Origin of the sequence: Kitasatospora sp. NPDC059812 (genome assembly GCF_042732075.1) — a bacterium.
Taxonomy (GTDB): domain Bacteria; phylum Actinomycetota; class Actinomycetes; order Streptomycetales; family Streptomycetaceae; genus Kitasatospora.
On record NZ_JBHWIO010000043.1, the window covers coordinates 16482 to 32681 of the forward strand.

Sequence of the window (16200 nt, forward strand, 5' to 3'; positions counted from 1 at the left end):
TGGGGGGCCGGCCGGGGGGCCCCCAGGTTCCCCGGGGCCTGCGCCACACCGTGCCCGCCGCGCAGGTGCCGCCGCTCAAATCGGCACCTGCGCGGAGGACCCGTCGTCAGCGCGAAAGGCATCCGCCGCTTGCCGGCACACCTGTGACGCAGCTCACTGGAACTGCTTCGCGGTGGCCGGACAACCAGAGGTGTGGACTATTCGCTGCACGAACGGATCAGAGCCGGGGACCCGGGCGCCTTCCGGCAGTTGTTCCAGGAGCACTCGCGCGCGGTTCTGGCACACGCGGTCCGGGTGAGCGGGGATCGCGCCGGTGCCGAGGACGTCATGGCGGTGGTCTTCCTGGAGGCCTGGCGCCTGCGGGACAAGCTTCGCGACGAAGGGGCCACTCCTCGCCCGTGGTTGATGGGCATCACCGTCAACGTGCTGCGCAACCGGGCCAGAGCCGCCCGCCGGCACGCGGCCGCCCTCGCCCGCATGCCGATCGCCGAACCCGCCCCGGACTTCGCCGACGAGCTGGTCGGCCGGCTCGCCGACCGCGATCAGCTGCTGGCCGCCAAGGCGGCGTTGGAGAAACTCCGTCGTGGGGAGCGCGAGGTGTTCTCGCTGTGCGTGTGGGCGGACCTCAGCTACCCCGAGGCCGCCGAGGCCCTCGGCATCCCGGTCGGCACCGTGCGCTCCAGGCTCTCCAGGGCCCGGACCCGGCTGCGTGCCCTGGCCGACAAGGAACTGCGGCAGGCCTCGAAAACTCGCCGGGAACCCCTGCGGGCAGCCGGACAAGTACAGGGTGGCCGGATGGTTCCGGCCCGGTCGAACAAGGAGTGAAGCAGATGACCAGCATCCCGCAGCGGCGGCAGCCGCTCGATGACACGGAGCTGAGGCACCTGCTGCCGGCGGCCGGAGCACCTGCCGTCCCGTTCGGCCGGCAGCGCCAGATCGAGGAGTTCCTGATGAACGAGATCACCCGTACCACCGAAGCCGCAGTGCCGGTCCGCCCCGAGGCCAGGAAGCGTCGGCGGCTGCTGATCGCCGTGCCCACCACGGTGGCGGCCCTCGCCCTCGCCGCCACCGTGGCGGCCACCACGCTCGGCAGCCCGGGAGCAACCCCCGCGGGCAGTGAGCGCATCTCCGCGCCCGTCATCCAGGTCTCGGCGGGCGACACCGCAGGCCTGGCCGGCGCGGTGGAGCGGATCTCGCTGGCCGCCAAGGCCGCGCCGGACGTCGTCCTGCGCCCGGGGCAGTACGTCTACATCGAGAGCACCGTCTCCCACCTCGCGGGCTCCGTCGACCTCAGCAGCGGCACGTCGAAGGTGTGGGTCGAGAAGCCCCACCAGCGGCAGATCTGGCACTCGGCCGACGGCCGCACGGGCTGGCTCACCGAAGAGGGCAAGTCCCCGGAAGGCGGCGCGGCACTCTCGGCGGACAGCGGCAACCACCTGAACGCACCCTCCTACGACTACCTGCGCACCCTGCCCACCGACCCGCAGGAACTGCTGCAGAAGATCTACACCGAGACCAAGGGAAGCGGCAGCGGGCCGGACCAGCAGGCGTTCGTCACCATCGGCGACCTGATCCGCGAGCAGGCCGTCCCCGGCGAGCTCGCCGCCGCGCTCTACCAGGCTGCGGCCCGCATCCCCGGTGTCGTCCTCGTCGACAGCGCCACCGACGCCGCCGGGCGCACCGGCATCGCGATCGCCCGTACCAACACCGCCACCGGCTCCCGAGACGAGATCATCTTCGACCGCAGCTCCTACACCTTCCTGGGCGAGCGCAGCGTCCAGGTCACCGAGGTCTCCGGGGTCAAGCCCGGCACCGTCATCGCGAACACCGCCGTCCTCAAGCGCGCCGCCGCCGACGCCCCGGGCCGCCAGCCGGGCAACGCCCAGGCCTGACCGCACCCGCGCGTCGCTCCGCCCGTCGCTCCGCCCGTCGTTCCGGCCCTCGTTTTCGGGCCGGGGCGGCGGGCGGAGCTGTGTGAACAGAGTTGGACAGAGAGCTCCTAGCGGCGGGCGAGGCCGTCGATCATCAGGGAGACGGTGAAGTCGAAGCGGTCGTGGCCCGTGCCGGCGGTGATTTCGGCGGCGTGGCGGGTGGTGTGGGGGAAGGCCACGGCGGGCAGGGCGGTGAGGCGGCGCTGCAGTTCGTCGCGGTCGAGGACCCACGCGTCGTCGTCGTGTGCCGCTCGCTGGCGCACGATCGAGGCTTCGAGGCAGTAGGCGGCCACGTACAGCAGGAGCGCGTCGACGGCCCAGGCGGCGGCCTGTGGGGCGACGCCGCCAGCGAGCAGGATCGCCAGCATCCCTTCGCTGACGCGCATGGTTTCGAGGTCGGTGGGGGCCATGGCGAGCGCGGCGCGGGAGATCCCGGGGTAGTCCAGGTACTGGTCGCGGATCTGGGTGCAGACGCCGCGGATCTGGTCCCGCCAGGCCGTGGGGTCGGGCTCGGGCAGGGCGAGCGCGGCGCACAGCCGTCCGATGAGCAGCTCGTCGAGGTCGGCCTTGTTGACGACGTGGGCGTAGAGCGAGGCGGGTCCGGTGTCGAGGGCGCCGGCGAGGCGGCGCATGGTCAGTGCCTCGTAGCCCTCGGTGGCGATGACGTCCAGCGCGGTGTCGATGACCTGGTCCACGGTGATGGGGGCCTTGCGGCGCCGCGGCCTGGGGTCGGTCTCGGCGTCGGGGTTCGGCGGCTGGTGGCGTGCCGCGCGTCGCTCTCTCGGGTTCACCGGACCATCATAGCTTGACACGAACGCCGTTCGTTTATAGAACACTGTTCGTGACTACGAATGTGAACCAGGATTCGAACCAGGCCGTGAGCCGGGACGTGCAGCGGGAAATGGACGTGGACGTGACCGTGGTCGGCGCCGGGCCGGTGGGCCTCGTGCTCGCCGCCGAGCTGGCGCTCTCCGGGGCGACGGTGCAGGTGCTCGAACGGCTCGCCGAGCCGGACCGGTCGATGAAGGCGGGGGCGGTCAACGTCCCGACGGCCGAGGCGCTCGACCGCCGCGGCCTGCTGCCGGCCGCCGAACAGGTGCAGCGGGAGCAGCTCGAACGGGTCGGGTCGTTCGCCCGCGCGGTCGACCAGCCGCCCGGCGGCGGCCGGCCGGCGCGCGCACCCCGCTTCACCGGGCACTTTGCCGGGATGGTCCTCGACGCCGACCTCGTGGACTGGTCCGACGCCGACCTCGCCGCGCACACCGCCGTCGACGGAGCGCGGATGGTGCCGCAGCGCGAGCTGGAGGCACTGCTGGCCGGCCAGGTCGCGCGCTTGGGCGTGGCGGTGCGTCGCGGGGTGGAGGTCACCGCGCTCGAAGACACCGGCGACGGCGTGCTCGTCACCACCACCGCCGGCACGGTGCGCACCGGATGGCTGGTCGGGTGCGACGGCGGGCGCAGCACCGTGCGCCGCCTCGCGGGCATCGGCTTCCCCGGCACCGACCCCGAACTCACCGGACACCTGGCGGTCGTCGACATCGCCGACCCCACGATGCTCGCGGACGGATGGGCGTGGTCGACCAAGGGCGCCTACCGTTACGGGCCGCAGCCCGGGCGGGTGGTCACCGTGGAGTTCGACGGCGGCCCCGCCGACCGCTCCGCGCCGGTCACCCTTGAGGAGGTGCAGAGCAGCCTGCGCCGGGTCTCCGGCACCGACGTCACCCTCACCGCGCTGCGCGGCCCCGCGACCCGCTGGAGCGACAACGCCCGCCAGGCCGCGGCCTACCGCTCGGGGCGGGTGCTCCTGGCCGGCGACGCCGCGCACGTGCACTCGCCGTTCGGCGGCCAAGGGCTCAACCTCGGGGTCGGCGACGCGATGAACCTCGGCTGGAAGCTCGGCGCCGTGGTCGCCGGGTGGGCGCCCGAAGGGCTGCTCGACACCTACGACGCCGAGCGCCGCCCCCTCGGCGCCTGGGTGCTGGACTGGACGCGGGCCCAGATCGGGGTGATGCGCGGGGACGCCAAGTCGGCCGCGCTCCGGGAGGTCGTCGCCGACCTGCTGGGCACCGGGGCGGGCGCGACCCACGCGGTCAAGAAGATCTCCGGGGTGACGCAGCGCATCGACCTGCCCGGCGACCACCCGCTGGTCGGGCGGTACGTCCCCGACCTGTGGCTGGGGGACGGCTCCCGGCTGGTCGACCACGGCCACGGCGGCGGGTTCCTGCTGCTCGACCGCACGGCGGACGGCGCGTTCACCCGCCTCGCCTCGGACTGGCCCAGGCGGGTGACCGCTGTGACCGCTGTGACCGACGACAGCGCGACACCGACCGCAGTCCTCGTCCGCCCGGACGGAGTGGTCGCCTGGGCCTGCGACACCACCGACACCGCCGCCGCCGCCGACGCTGCCGCCCTCGAAGCCGCCCTGCACCGCTGGGCGGGCGCCCCGTCCCCCTCGCCCGCCCCCAAGCCGGTGCGCTGAACTTCGGTGCGGCGACTCCGGTGTGCCGAGACCCGGCGACTTCGAAGCTGGTCGGGAGGACGACGGCCACGGCTCCTCCTCCTGACGTTCCCGCCCCGGGTCGAAGAACCGGAGTGCGGGCCGGTCAGGGGGAGTCCGGCCTGGGGATGCGGACGCTGGCGGAGCGGAGTCTGGTCTCGACCAGCGCGACCAGCCGGGCCTCGGCCGATCCCTGTTCTTCGCCGTGGTGGGCGATCAGCTGGTACCGGGTCGCGGCTTCGGTGCGGGCTTGGAGGCCGGTCACGATCTTCAGCTGGGCGGGGTTGGCGAGGAAGTGGTCGGCCGCGGCGGTCGCGAGTTCGGCGATGCGCGGGTCGTCCGGCTCCCAGGTCGCGGCTTCGGCGCCGCGCTTGAGCAGGGCGACGAACCGGCTGTCCAGCAGGGCGTGTTCGACATGGGTGAGGTAGTCGTCGAAGCCTTCCGGGACCAGGGCCCTGGCCAGCACCCAGCCCTCCCTGGTGGCCGCCGCCTCGTCCGGGGTGAAGCCGAGGTCGGCCATCCGCTCCAGCAGTGCCACGGCGCGGTCGGGCAGCAGCGCCCGGTCGCCGTCGGCGAGCCGGTGCAGGGTGTCGCGCCGCGCGGTCAACTCCTCGATCTGTTCGGTGAGTTGACGTTCAACGTCGGCGAGCTTGGCGGTGAACAGCGCGGCGTCGGCGTCGAGCAGGGGCCCGGTCTCGGCCAGCGGCACCCCGGCGGCGGCCAGCGTCCGGACCTGCACCAGCCGCAACAGGTCGGCCGATCCGTACCGCCGGTATCCGGAGCTGTCGCGTTCCGGCTCCTCGGCCAGGCCGAGCTTGTGGTAGTGCCGCACCGTCTTCACCGTGATGCCGACGAATGCCGCCGCCTGCCCGATCGTGACTCCGTTCATCCGCCAATCCTGCCTCGTATTCGAACTCGGTGGCTCCGCACACGACATCAGTCCGTCGGCCGGGCCGGATCGGCCGGCCCGCCGCAGAACACCTCGTCGACGAGCCTGTGCATCGCCTGCTGGAACGCCCCGCCGATGGACAGGGCGGCGTCGTCCACGCAGTTCAGCGCGGCGGTCAGGGTCCTGCTGCCGTCGGGCGTGCTGTACATCAGCGCCGCGTGGCCCACGGCGGCGCCGTTGTGGGAGACGACGGTGGCGCCGCCGTCCGTCGTCACCACGAACACGCCCAGGCCGTAGTCCATGCTCGGGATGCCCGTCGGGTGCGGGGTGCACATCTGCGCCAGCAGCGGGGCCGGTAGGAGCCTGCCGCCCAGCAGTGCGGAGATGAACGTGTGGAGGTCCCGGGTGGTGGAGATCATGTCGCCGCCGCTGGAGATCCAGGAGGGGTTCTGGCGGGTGATGTCGATCGTCCTCTGCTCGCCGGCGTCCTCGTACCGGTAGTAGGCGTGGGCGTGCGGCTCGGGGATCTCCGGCGAGGCGCCCGGCAGCACGGTGCCCGACAGCCCGAGCGGCCCCAGGATCAGCCGCTGCATCTCCTCGGCGACCGGGCGGCCGGTGACCTTCTCGATCAGCAGCCGGGCCAGCACGTAGTTGGTGTTGGAGTAGCTCCAGCCCGCCCCCGGCTCGAACCGGGCCGGCCTGGACAGCGCCAGCCGTACCAGCTCCTGCGGCCGGTAGGTCTTGAACCGGTTGTCCATCCACTCCCTGCCCGTGGTGCCGTAGGGGATGGGGATGCCCGGCGCGACCGTCCCGTCGGCGTAGACCTCGCCGGTGTGGTTGAACACCCCGCTGGTGTGCTGCAGCAGCATCCGCACCGTGATCCGCCCGTCCAGCCCGAACTCGGGCAGGTAGTGCGCCGCCGGGGTGTCCAGCCCGACCTTGCCCTCGGCCACCAGTTGCAGCACCAGGGTCGCGGTGAAGGTCTTGGTATTGCTGCCGATCCGGACGTGCCCGTCCGTCGGCGGCTTCGCGGCCCCGCCCAGTTCGGCCGCCCCGGCGCTGCCGACCCACGCGCCCCGCTCGTCGTGCACGCGCAGCGACACCCCGGTGAAACCGGAGTCGACGATCTCCTCGATCGCCTTCTGCAGCTCCGGGCGGTCCTGCCCGGGGGCGCCGAGGGCGACGGTCCGCAGGGTGCTCTCGTCCTGGTCGGAAGGGCCGGAAACGGGGAGTGGCATGGTGGTGTGCTCCTTCGCATCGGTGACGCCCGGTCGGCGTCGTGCCGTTGCGAGGAGCTTGAGCCCTGACCCAGGGTCAACCTCAACGGTGATCTGGCTCACAGTCGGGCGGGGGCTCGGTCGTCCGTGTCGCCGCCCGTGTCGTCGTCCGGCGCGCCTTGCGCCGCATATCGGGCACAGGCGCGGGTCACTGTCACACGAGCAGCGCCTCGAACTCCGGAAGTCGGCCGAACAGGTCGGGGAGGCCGCGCAAGCCGTTGCGCACGGACTCGTGCGACAGCGCGAGGTCAGGGCCGGTGCTCGCCTCGACACCGGCGAGGCACCGGAGGATGTTCCACCTCGTGTGCCCCAGCCAGCCGCCGATCATGAACACGAACCAGCTCGGACCTGACGGCGGCAGCGCTCCGCCCCCCGCGACATAGCCGTCGAGGACCGAGCGGAAGACGGTGGGCTCGATGTGGTCGAAGCCGGGCCCCTTCGCGAGGCTCAGCGCGGTCGAGCCGAGCTCACCGGACAGGTCGAGCATTCCCGAGAGCTCCCAGTCGAGCACCACCGGCCGACCCTCCCGAGCGAGCAGGTTCCACGGGTGGATGTCCTTGTGGGTCAGCACGACGGGGCCCGGCCGTTCGCAGGTGTCGACGAAGTGGGTGATCGCGAGGAACGTCTCGACGCGAGAGGCGAGTTCGTCGGCCCACGGCTGTCCGGTCGCCGCCGCCCGCGCGGCGAGCTCGGGCCAGTCCCGTGACGTCGGTTCCTCGATCGGCACATGGGTCCACGCGACGTCGAGCGCGTGGATGCGCGCGAGGATCTCACCGATCTCGAACGCGTACGCCGCCGACACCGGTGCTTCCGGCACCTTCTCTCCCTCGACCCATCGGTGCACGAGCGTGTGCTGGCCGGCCGAGATCGGCTCCGGCATCGGGATGCCGGCGGCGAAGGCCGCCCGCTCAAACCTGAACACGTCCTCGACGCGATAGGTCCAGCGGCGGTCGACGAGGTTCAACTCCTTCACCGCGAACGACCCTTGGTCGGTGTCGAGCCGGTACGTCCGGTTGGCGAACCCGCCGTGGACACGGATCATCGGTCCGATCGGCACGCCGAGATGCGAAAGGTTCACGCACGTATGCTAGGGGCCGGCAGTCATCGATGCACCGGACTTTCCCGCGCCATGGTGCGGAGGTGCTGCGGAGGGTGCTCAACCCGCACGCCGGGCGAGAGGCGGCGGCGATCGGAGCGGGAGTGCCGAAGGCCGGACCGTCCCGGTGTCGCCGCAGGTCACAGACCCGTGCCGACTGCCGCGCCGGCCCCGCCGGGCGCGTTGCCGGGCGGGGCGGGTGTCGGTTGCCGACCGTGCGCAGCGCGGTCTGCCCGGGTGGGGGTCAGGCGGCGTCGTTGCCCGTCAGACAGAAGTTCTTGTCGGCGACGTGTTCGGTCAGGTACCCGGCGGTGATGAGGGCGGCGACGTCGTACGTGCCCGGGATGTCGCCCGGCTTCAGGGCCGGGTCGAGCCATTGCTGGAGTCCGTTGCCCGGCTGGGAGAACGCGCCCGCGATGTGCCCCTGCTGGACCTGGAACGGCTTCTGCACCTCGAAGCAGTGGTAGTTGTCCTCGCCTCCGTTGAGGGAGTCCGGCGGAAGGGCGCGCTGGGGGAACGGCGTGCCGCCGGGGGCGAGGAACGAGCCGTAGGCGCTGTTCCCGAAGCGGTCCAGCTTCTGGTGCTCCGTCATGCTCTGTACGGCCATGTCGAGGGTGCCGTTGTTGTCGGTGAAGCCGTTGTTGTCCGGGTACTTCCACCCCCTCCAGTCCCGGTACCAGTCCAGGAAGCGTACCGGCGTCACTCCGCCCAGCCGGTCGTAGCCCGCCAGCAGCTTGGTCACCACGGAGTCCGTCGGCAGGGTGACCGGGCCGAGTTCCTTCCGGGTGCAGAGGTAGTCCTCGGCGCCGGCGTCGCGGACCTTGGGGACGCCCGCGCACTCCGTGATCGGCACCCCTCGGGAGGCGGGGGACTGGGCGGCGGCGGTGCCGGTGGCGGCCAACCCCGTCAGGGGTAGGGCGAGCGCGAGGGAGAGGGCGGCGAGAGCGGGGGTGCGCATGGGTGGGCGACTCCGTTCGGGGGGCGGGGCGGGACGGGGAGGGCTGCGGCCATCGGCTCGTACGGCGGACCGTGTGCCCGCTGGACCCGCGCACAGTTACGCACGGCGATTTGCCTTCGTGCACGCACAAGGCTTCCGGCGCCGCTGGTGCCCACCCGTTCGGCCGATCTCGGTGTCGGCTGTCGCGCTTCGGCGCGGAGGGCCCGGTCGGAACCCGGAGAGCACCTCCTGCTCGGTGGAGCGCGTCACGGCGTCGGACGGGCCCGGAAACCGAGGTGGTGCGGGGCCACGCCAAGGGCAACGGCGAGTGCCTGCCCTTGGCGTGGAGAGGAAGTGAGGAGGTGTGTCAGCTGGTCGACTCGGTGGCCGGCCAGTTCTCGGTGATGTCGAAGGCGTACTCAAGCTCCCCGAGCGTCGTGCCGTTGTCGTCCACGAAGGTTGACTTGGCGGTGTAGTTGCCGCGGGACAGCCGCCCGCTCGGAGCCTCCTCCCAGCCGTGCCGGGGAAGGCGCACCGTGTGCTCCTTGTCCTGCGGGCCGAATGAGCCGAGCATCTGCTGGTCCTTGGAGACCTTGAGACCCTTGCGGAAGACTGCGGAGACGTACTTGAGGCCGGACACGATGTCACCGCTCACCGTGAAGCTGTAACTGAGCCTGTAGTGGGCACCTTCGGCGAGGACGAACGGAGTCTTCTTCAGATCGGCGAGCACCTGCGGGTCGTCAAGGCGCCACGTGGTGGAGGGTCGGCCCTCTATGTCCAGGGTCAGCGTGCGCAGGGTGGCGCCAGTTACGGTCTCGTTCTCAGGCATTCCGTCTCCATCGTGTGTGTCGCGGGGCAGAACCGGGCCGCCGAACTCGGCGGTCCGGAACGAAGGGAAGCACAACCGGTGGTGGATCCGGAGTCGAAGTCGCGGAACCTGACAGAACCTCAACTTGATGATCTAGGATGTCGCCACCTCGCCCCGGGAAGCCCCGGCTGAACCGCTCTTCGCCGGTCGCGACGCCCGGCATGGCAGCCTTCTGTCAACCGGTTCGCCTTCGCAGTGACCAGGCGCTCGGGACAGGACAAGACCATGCGGGTGTGGTGACCTTGCGATGCGGATCCCCGGGCGCCGGAGTGGCGGCCGGTTCAGCGGCCGCCGTGCGCATCACCAGGGCACGACGCCGGCGTCGTCGAAGAACTGGCCGGTCGGGCCGTCGTCGGGCAGGGTCGCGAGTTTGATCGCGATCGCCGCGCCCTGTTCGGGGGTGCGCACGCCGTGGAAGCCGTTGAGGTCGGTCGCGACGTAGCCGGGGCAGCCGGCGTTGATCAGGATGTTCGTGCCGCTCAGCTCCCGGGCGTACTGGAGGGTGACGGCGTTCAGGAACGTCTTCGACGGCGCGTACGCCACGGCCACCGGACCCGCCGTCTGCTCGGCGGCGGCTCCTGACTGCCGGGTGAGGGAGCCGACGCTGCTGGACATGTTCACGATCCGCGGTGAGGCGGAGCGGCGCAGCAGCGGCATCATCGCGTTGGTGACGTGGATGACGCCGATCACGTTGGTCTCCACGACCGTCCGGATGGTGGCGGGGTCGACCCGGGTGGGCTCCTGCGGCATGCCGCCGGCGATGCCGGCGTTGTTGACGAGCACGTCGAGGCGCCCGGCCCGTTCCTCGATCAGCCGGGCGGCGGCGGTCGCGCTCGCGTCGTCGGTCACGTCCAGCGGGACGCCGAACGCGTCGACGCCGGCCGCGCGCAGCCTCTCCACTGCGGCCTCGCGGCGCTGGTCGTCGCGGGCGCCGACGCCGACGCTCCAGCCGAGGGCGCCCAGGCCTGCGGCGATCTCGTAGCCGATTCCCTTGTTCGCGCCGGTGACCAGCGCAGTCGTTCGTTCGCTCATGGGGCCATGCTGCCCGCGGCCCCCGGTTGGGGTCCAAGACCGATCGGGTGGGCACCGATACCGTCCGGGTATTGATCCGGAGTACCGTGGCCGGATGGAGACCCGGGAACTGCGCTACTTCGTCGCCGTCGCCGAAGAGCTGCACTTCGGGCGCGCCGCGCAGCGCCTCGGGATCGCGCAACCGCCGCTGTCACGGGCGATCCAGCAGCTCGAACGCCGGCTCGGGGCAGCGCTGCTGGATCGGACCAGCCGCACCGTCACGCTGACCGAGGCCGGCTCGGTGCTGCTGGTCGAGGGCCGGGCGGTCCTGGAGGCGGTCGGCGCCGCCGAGCGTCGGACCCGCCGCGCCGCCGCTTCCCCCACCGGCGGCCCCGGCCTGGTCCTGGTCACGAAGGCCAGCGCGTCCAGCGAACTGCTGGCGGAACTGCTCGACGCGTACGCCGCCGAACCCGGCTCGGTCCCCGTCGACGTCATCCTGTGCGGCCCGGCCGAGCAGGGACGACTTCTGCGCGAGGGCCGGGCCGACGTGGCGCTGCTGCACCGGCCGTTCGACTCGACGGCCGGGCTCCATGCCGAGGCGCTCAGCACGGAGGGCCAGGTGGCGGTCCTGCCGGCCGGGCATCCGCTGACCGTCCGGGACCACGTACACATGGCCGACATCACCGGATTGCCGGGCCTGCCGCTGCCACGCTGGCCCAAACCCGACGGCACCTATGCACCCGGACCCGGACCCCAAGTCCGCGACCACGCACAGTTGTTGCAGCTCGTCGCGCTCGGCCGGGCTTGCGCGGTCTCACCGGAGTCGTGCCGCGCCCAACTGCACGGTGGCCTCGCCGCGGTGCCCGTGCTGGACGCGCCGAAAGTCACCACCGTGATCGCCTGGCCACCGCACAGTCGGTCCAGGGCCGTCGCCGACCTCGTCCGGACGGCGACACGTCTCCCGTAGTTCCCACATGTCCGGCCGGGTTCCACCTGTGGTGGCCCGGTTCATCGTGCTCGTCAGATGGCTCCCCGGGTCCCTCGGGTCCATCGGTACGCGCGCGCCTTGGTGTCAGCTGTCACGCTTCGGCGCCACCTGCGGAGCCTCCCCGGTGGTGCCGTAGCATCCGGATGGCACAACGCACACCTGTCATCGGGGGAGAGTACTGCACTTGTTGAAGAGATCGACGGCCGTGCCGTCCGGGGCGGCCGTCCGGGCGGCCTGCGCGGCCGTGGTGATGGTGTCGGGCGCCCTGGTGCTCGGCTCGTGCTCGTCCGTGGGGTCGCCGGGCGGAGGATCGGGAACACCGAGCGCGCCCACACGTGTCGAGTCCCGGGAGGAGGCGCTGGCCCGGACGGATCGGGTCCAGGACCACGTGCGCGAGCTGACGGGCCTTGAGCGCGATCCGTGGAGCAAGCTCGTCGGCTACTACAGGTGCCAGGGGCGGGGGTTGGGTGTGGCCGATGAGGGCGAGGCCTATCAGCTCAGCTCGGGGGTCCTGTTGAAGGCCGAGGACGACAAGCGCCCCGAGGTGCTGCGGGCGCTGCGGGAGAAGCTCGCCGGCGAGGGCTTCAAGATCACCTCGTTGGCGTCCGGTTCGGACGCTCAGTCCACCGCGCCCACCTGGGAGTTCGATGCCGTCCACGAGCCCGACGGCTACACCGTTTCGGCGGGTGCGTCGAAGCCCGGTCAGGGTGTGAGTGTGATGGTCGTCCTGTCCTGCCAGGCCCCGCCCACCGGCGCGGCTTCGCCCACTCCGACGGCCACTGGCTGAGGCCGGCGCGGCGGGTGCGTCAACTGCGTTACTGGGTGGCTTAGTTGACGCCGATCCCGGCGTGCATCCGGCGCCCGGCGGGGCGGCGGGGCGACGAGGCGGCGGGACGCCCCGGCGGGGGTGCGCCGGGGCGTCCGGTCAGGCGTCGGTGCGGTTCGTCGCGGTCAGCGGGGTGTACAGCTCGGGGCGGCGGGTGCGCAGGAGGCCGAACTCCCGCCAGTCCCGGCACTGGTCGAGGTCGAGGTCGGCGACCAGGACGGCGGGCCGGTCGCGCGGGGCGCGGAGCAGGATCCGGCCGTACGGGTCGGAGATGAACGACGAGCCGTAGAAGGTGGACCGGCCCTCCGTCCCGATCCGATTGGGCACGATCATGAACAGCGCGTTGGCGAGGCCGTTGGCGCTGATGGCGTGCTCCCACATGGGCCGGGTGTCGAAGTCCGGGAGGTCCACCTCGGAGCCGATGGCGGTGGGGTGGACGAGGACCTCGGCGCCGCCGAGCGCGTAGGCGCGGGCGAGCTCGGGGAACCACTCGTCCCAGCAGGTGGGGAAGCCGAAGGTGGCGCCCTGGTGGGTCATGACGGGGAACCCGCTGTCGCCGGGGCGGAAGCACAGGTCCTCGCGGTAGCCGGGGAAGGCCGGGATGTGGTTCTTCCGCGTCCGGGCGACGAGGGTGCCGTCGCGGTCCACGCAGATGGCCGTGTTGTAGCCGAGGCCGCCGTCCTCGGCGCGCTCGTACAAGGAGGCGTGGACGCTGATGCCCAGTTCTGCGGCGAGTTCGGCGGCGAGGCTGGCGGTGGGCCCCGTTTCGACGTCCTCCAGGTAGCGGGCGGCGCCCTCCGCCATCGGGTCGTCGGTGTTGCAGAAGTAGGGGCTGCGGGTCAGCTCGGGCAGGCACACCATCGTCGCGCCCTGCTCGGCGGCGAGTGCCACGCCCTCGCGCAGCCGGTCGTCGTGCTCGGCCGGGTCGGCGTGCCAGCGCATCTGCACGAGCCCGACGCGCAGTGGTGCGCGTTCGGCCGGCTTGGTGCGGCCGGGGGAGCCGAGTGGGGAGCCGAAGGCGGTGAGGACGGCGTACGAGGTCACGGGCGGACCGTCCTCGTCTGCCGGCGGGACGTCCGGCGGGTGCGGGAGGCGGGGCCCCCTGCGGCCGTGCGGCCGGTGGTGGTGGACGTGGTCATGGGTGTTCCTTCTGTTCTCTGGTGCTGGCGCGACCCTGCGGCATAACTGAAAGTTCAGTCAGCTTTGCTGGCGTGGTGAAGAATCTAGCCATGCCGGAACGTTCCGGCAAGGGGCGGGGGCCCGCGAAAGAACGACACGTGCCGCCGGAGGGCGGGGCGGGCCTTGCCCCGGCACCTCCGGCGGGCGGTCAGGCTCCGGCGGAGACGGCCTCGGGCGCCGCGGCGGCCTTCGCGGTGAGGGTGCGGCTGTAGCGGCGCAGGAGGAGGGCGGCGGTGGTGGCGAGGCCGATGAGCAGCCCGAACCAGAGGCCGCGGATGTCGCCGCCGAGGGGGTAGGCGAGGAGCCAGGCGGAGGGCAGGCCGACGGCCCAGTAGCCGATGAGGGTGATGCGGAAACCGCTCTTGGTGTCGTCGAGGCCGCGTAGCAGTCCGACGCCGATGTTCTGGGCGCAGTCGAAGAGCTGCAGGACGGCGACCATGACGAGGAGGCTGGTCGCGATGGTCAGGCCCTGTTGGTCGGCGGGCGCGTCCGGGTCGAAGTAGGGGCGCAGGACGAGGTCCGGGACGGTGAGGTAGACGATGCCGACGAGGGCGGTGACGACGGCTCCGCAGGCGAGTGCGGTGTTCTTGATCCGGCGGGCGGCCGCGTGCTCGCCGAGGGCGAGTTCGCGGCTGACGTTGATGGAGGCCGCGTGGGAGAGGCCGACGGCGACCTGGAAGACGATGTAGACGAGCTGGTTGACCGCGGTGTGGGCGGCGAGCGCCGCCGGGCCGAAGCTGCCGGCGAGCAGGGCGGTGACGGAGAAGAACCCGGCCTCGGAGCCGTAGGTGGCTGCGATGGGGGTGCCCAGGCCGAGCAGGCGGCGGACGGTTGCCGGATCGGCGCGCCAGAAGTCGAGGCTGAGCAGGGGGGCGAGGTGCGGGTCGCGGCGGGCGGAGGCGTAGAGGGCGAGGAAGGACAGCAGGTAGACGCTGCTGGTGGCGACGCCGATGCCGGTGAGGCCGAGCCGGGGCAGGCCCCAGGTGCCGTGGATGAAGGCCCAGTTGAGGGCGGCGTTGACGGCGACGGAGGCGAGGGTGATCTGCAGCAGGGCCTGGGGGCGGCGCATGCCGACGGTGAACTGGCGGACGGCCTGGAACCAGAGGCAGGGCACGAGGCCGGGGGTGAGGGCGGCGAGCATGCCCTGGGCGCGGTGGGCGACGGTGGCGTCCTGGCCGAGCCAGGTGGCGGCCTGGCCGATGAGGACCATCAGGACGGCGCCGGCCAGGCCGGCGAGGGTGGCGACGGCCATCGCGGCCCGCACCAGGCCCCGGACCTCGTGGTCGGCGCCGGTGGCCGGTTCGCTGGCGGCTCCGGTCTCCTTGGCTCCGGTCTCCTTGGCACCGGTCTCCTCGGCGCCGCGCTCGGCGCGGGCCGCTGCCGCCGCCACCTGGTTGCCGACGGAGGTGACCAGCCCGACGCCCATGGTGCGGAGCTGGTTGAAGATCACCAGGGCGAGGCCGCCGGCGGCCAGCGCCTCGGTGCCCAGGACGCCCATCATGATCGTGTCGGTGGTGGTGAGGGCGACCTGGGCGAGCTGGGTGAGGGCGAGCGGGACGGCGAGGGCGGTGAGGGCGCGGCTGTCGCGCGCCAGGGTGGTCAGCTGCTGCATGGTGGGTGTCAGTCTCTCAATGTCACGTCTCTGGATGTCACGTCTCTGGGTGTCAGGGCCTGCGGAGTTTGGCGAGGGACTCGTCGATCTCGGCCTCGACGGCCTCGTCGATGAGGTTGCGGGCGGTCATCCAGTCGTCGTTGAAGACGGTATCCATGTACTTCTCGCCGCCGTCGTTGATGAACGCGACCATGACGGCGTCCGGCGGAAGGGCCGTCAGGCGGGCCAGGGCGTCGTGGACGACGCCGCCGGCGGAGCCGCCGATGAGCAGGCCGGTGCGGCGGGCGACGACGCGGGCGGTGGCGAAGGCCTCGACGTCGCCGACCTTGACGCCCTCGTCGATGAGGTCGTAGTCGACGAGCAGGCCGATGGTGGCGCCTTCGGGGGTGCCGGTGCCGGACTGGTAGTAGTCATGGGCGGGCGGGCCGAAGGCGATGGAGCCCTTCGGCTCGACACCGACGACCGAGACACCGGGCACGTACTTCCTGAGCTCGCGGGCGGTGCCGCACAGGCCGCCGCCGGTGCCGACCGCGCCGATCAGCACGTCGACCCGGTTGTCGAGGGCCTGGGCGATCTCCCGGCCGACCGCGAAGTAACCCACCGCGTTGCTGGGGTTGTTGTGCTGCTCGGTGAAGAACGTGTTGTCCTTGCCGCGGGCCATCTCCTCGGCCAGTTCCTCGCGGGCGGCGGTGTGGAGCTCCTCGCCGTCGGTGTCGGCGTCGACGTACACGAGCTCGGTGCCCATCGCCTTCATGCCGCGCAGCTTGTCGGCGGCGGCGTGGTTGTCGACGACGGCGGTGAAGCGGTGGCCGCGCTCGGCGGCGACGACGGCCAGCCCGAGGCCGGTGTTGCCGGAGGTGGACTCGATGATGTGGCCGCCCTCGCGCAGCAGGCCGCGCTCCTCGGCGTCGAGGACCATCTGCCGGGCCATGCGGATCTTGGCGCTGCCGGTGGGGTTGAACATCTCCAGCTTCAGCAGGAGGCGGGCGCCGTTGTCGGCGCGGGCGAGCTCGAACAGCGGGGTGTAGCCGATGAGGTCGGTCATCCGGGTGACCACCGGGGGGCGGTGGAGGGCGTCGGTCATGGCGA

At 72.1% G+C, this 16200-nt stretch carries 15 protein-coding genes; 5 read left to right on the plus strand and 10 right to left on the minus strand.

The window, feature by feature from the left end:
* Window positions 1-192 precede the first annotated feature (192 nt).
* Window positions 193-825, plus strand: a complete 633-nt coding sequence (locus tag ACFV6D_RS21710; RefSeq protein ID WP_380560806.1) for an RNA polymerase sigma factor — start codon at window positions 193-195, stop codon at window positions 823-825.
* 5 nt (window positions 826-830) lie between these two features.
* On the plus strand, window positions 831-1892 hold the full coding sequence (locus ACFV6D_RS21715; protein WP_380560807.1) for a CU044_5270 family protein: 1062 nt from the start codon (window positions 831-833) through the stop codon (window positions 1890-1892).
* 107 nt (window positions 1893-1999) lie between these two features.
* On the opposite strand, the gene ACFV6D_RS21720 is transcribed toward ACFV6D_RS21715, so the two are convergent.
* Window positions 2000-2722 carry a TetR/AcrR family transcriptional regulator gene (locus ACFV6D_RS21720; RefSeq protein ID WP_380560808.1) on the minus strand — a complete coding sequence of 241 codons (723 nt, stop codon included), beginning with the start codon at window positions 2720-2722 and terminating at the stop codon, window positions 2000-2002.
* Between the two features lie 110 nt (window positions 2723-2832).
* On the opposite strand from ACFV6D_RS21720, the gene ACFV6D_RS21725 reads away from it, so the two are divergent.
* Window positions 2833-4410: an FAD-dependent monooxygenase gene (locus ACFV6D_RS21725; protein WP_380560843.1), complete on the plus strand. Its 1578-nt coding sequence runs from the start codon at window positions 2833-2835 to the stop codon at window positions 4408-4410.
* 124 nt (window positions 4411-4534) lie between these two features.
* On the opposite strand, the gene ACFV6D_RS21730 is transcribed toward ACFV6D_RS21725, so the two are convergent.
* From ACFV6D_RS21730 to ACFV6D_RS21755, 6 genes are all read right to left on the minus strand, one after another.
* On the minus strand, window positions 4535-5317 hold the full coding sequence (locus tag ACFV6D_RS21730) for a MerR family transcriptional regulator (protein ID WP_380560809.1): 783 nt from the start codon (window positions 5315-5317) through the stop codon (window positions 4535-4537).
* Between the two features lie 47 nt (window positions 5318-5364).
* A complete protein-coding gene (locus tag ACFV6D_RS21735; protein ID WP_380560810.1) occupies window positions 5365-6555 on the minus strand; it encodes a serine hydrolase domain-containing protein in 1191 nt (396 codons plus the stop codon).
* Between the two features lie 193 nt (window positions 6556-6748).
* Entirely contained in the window at window positions 6749-7651 is a 903-nt protein-coding gene (locus ACFV6D_RS21740) for a phosphotransferase family protein (RefSeq protein WP_380560811.1), read from the minus strand.
* A gap of 283 nt (window positions 7652-7934) precedes the next feature.
* Window positions 7935-8648, minus strand: coding sequence for a TNT domain-containing protein (locus ACFV6D_RS21745; protein WP_380560812.1), 714 nt, complete (start codon window positions 8646-8648; stop codon window positions 7935-7937).
* A 346-nt stretch (window positions 8649-8994) separates the two neighbouring features.
* Window positions 8995-9456, minus strand: a complete 462-nt coding sequence (locus ACFV6D_RS21750; protein ID WP_380423562.1) for a hypothetical protein — start codon at window positions 9454-9456, stop codon at window positions 8995-8997.
* Between the two features lie 339 nt (window positions 9457-9795).
* A complete protein-coding gene (locus tag ACFV6D_RS21755; protein ID WP_380560813.1) occupies window positions 9796-10527 on the minus strand; it encodes an SDR family oxidoreductase in 732 nt (243 codons plus the stop codon).
* Window positions 10528-10621: 94 nt separating this feature from the next.
* On the opposite strand from ACFV6D_RS21755, the gene ACFV6D_RS21760 reads away from it, so the two are divergent.
* Window positions 10622-11473, plus strand: a complete 852-nt coding sequence (locus ACFV6D_RS21760) for a LysR family transcriptional regulator (RefSeq protein WP_380560814.1) — start codon at window positions 10622-10624, stop codon at window positions 11471-11473.
* Between the two features lie 205 nt (window positions 11474-11678).
* Window positions 11679-12281 (plus strand): hypothetical protein, encoded by a 603-nt coding sequence (locus tag ACFV6D_RS21765; protein ID WP_380560815.1) that lies wholly within the window; start codon window positions 11679-11681, stop codon window positions 12279-12281.
* A 138-nt stretch (window positions 12282-12419) separates the two neighbouring features.
* On the opposite strand, the gene ACFV6D_RS21770 is transcribed toward ACFV6D_RS21765, so the two are convergent.
* From ACFV6D_RS21770 to ACFV6D_RS21780, 3 genes are all read right to left on the minus strand, one after another.
* On the minus strand, window positions 12420-13364 hold the full coding sequence (locus ACFV6D_RS21770) for a nitrilase-related carbon-nitrogen hydrolase (protein WP_380560816.1): 945 nt from the start codon (window positions 13362-13364) through the stop codon (window positions 12420-12422).
* 283 nt (window positions 13365-13647) lie between these two features.
* Window positions 13648-15111: an MATE family efflux transporter gene (locus ACFV6D_RS21775; protein WP_380560817.1), complete on the minus strand. Its 1464-nt coding sequence runs from the start codon at window positions 15109-15111 to the stop codon at window positions 13648-13650.
* Between the two features lie 52 nt (window positions 15112-15163).
* On the minus strand, window positions 15164-16195 hold the full coding sequence (locus ACFV6D_RS21780; protein ID WP_380560818.1) for a cysteine synthase family protein: 1032 nt from the start codon (window positions 16193-16195) through the stop codon (window positions 15164-15166).
* Between the last annotated feature and the right edge of the window lie 5 nt (window positions 16196-16200).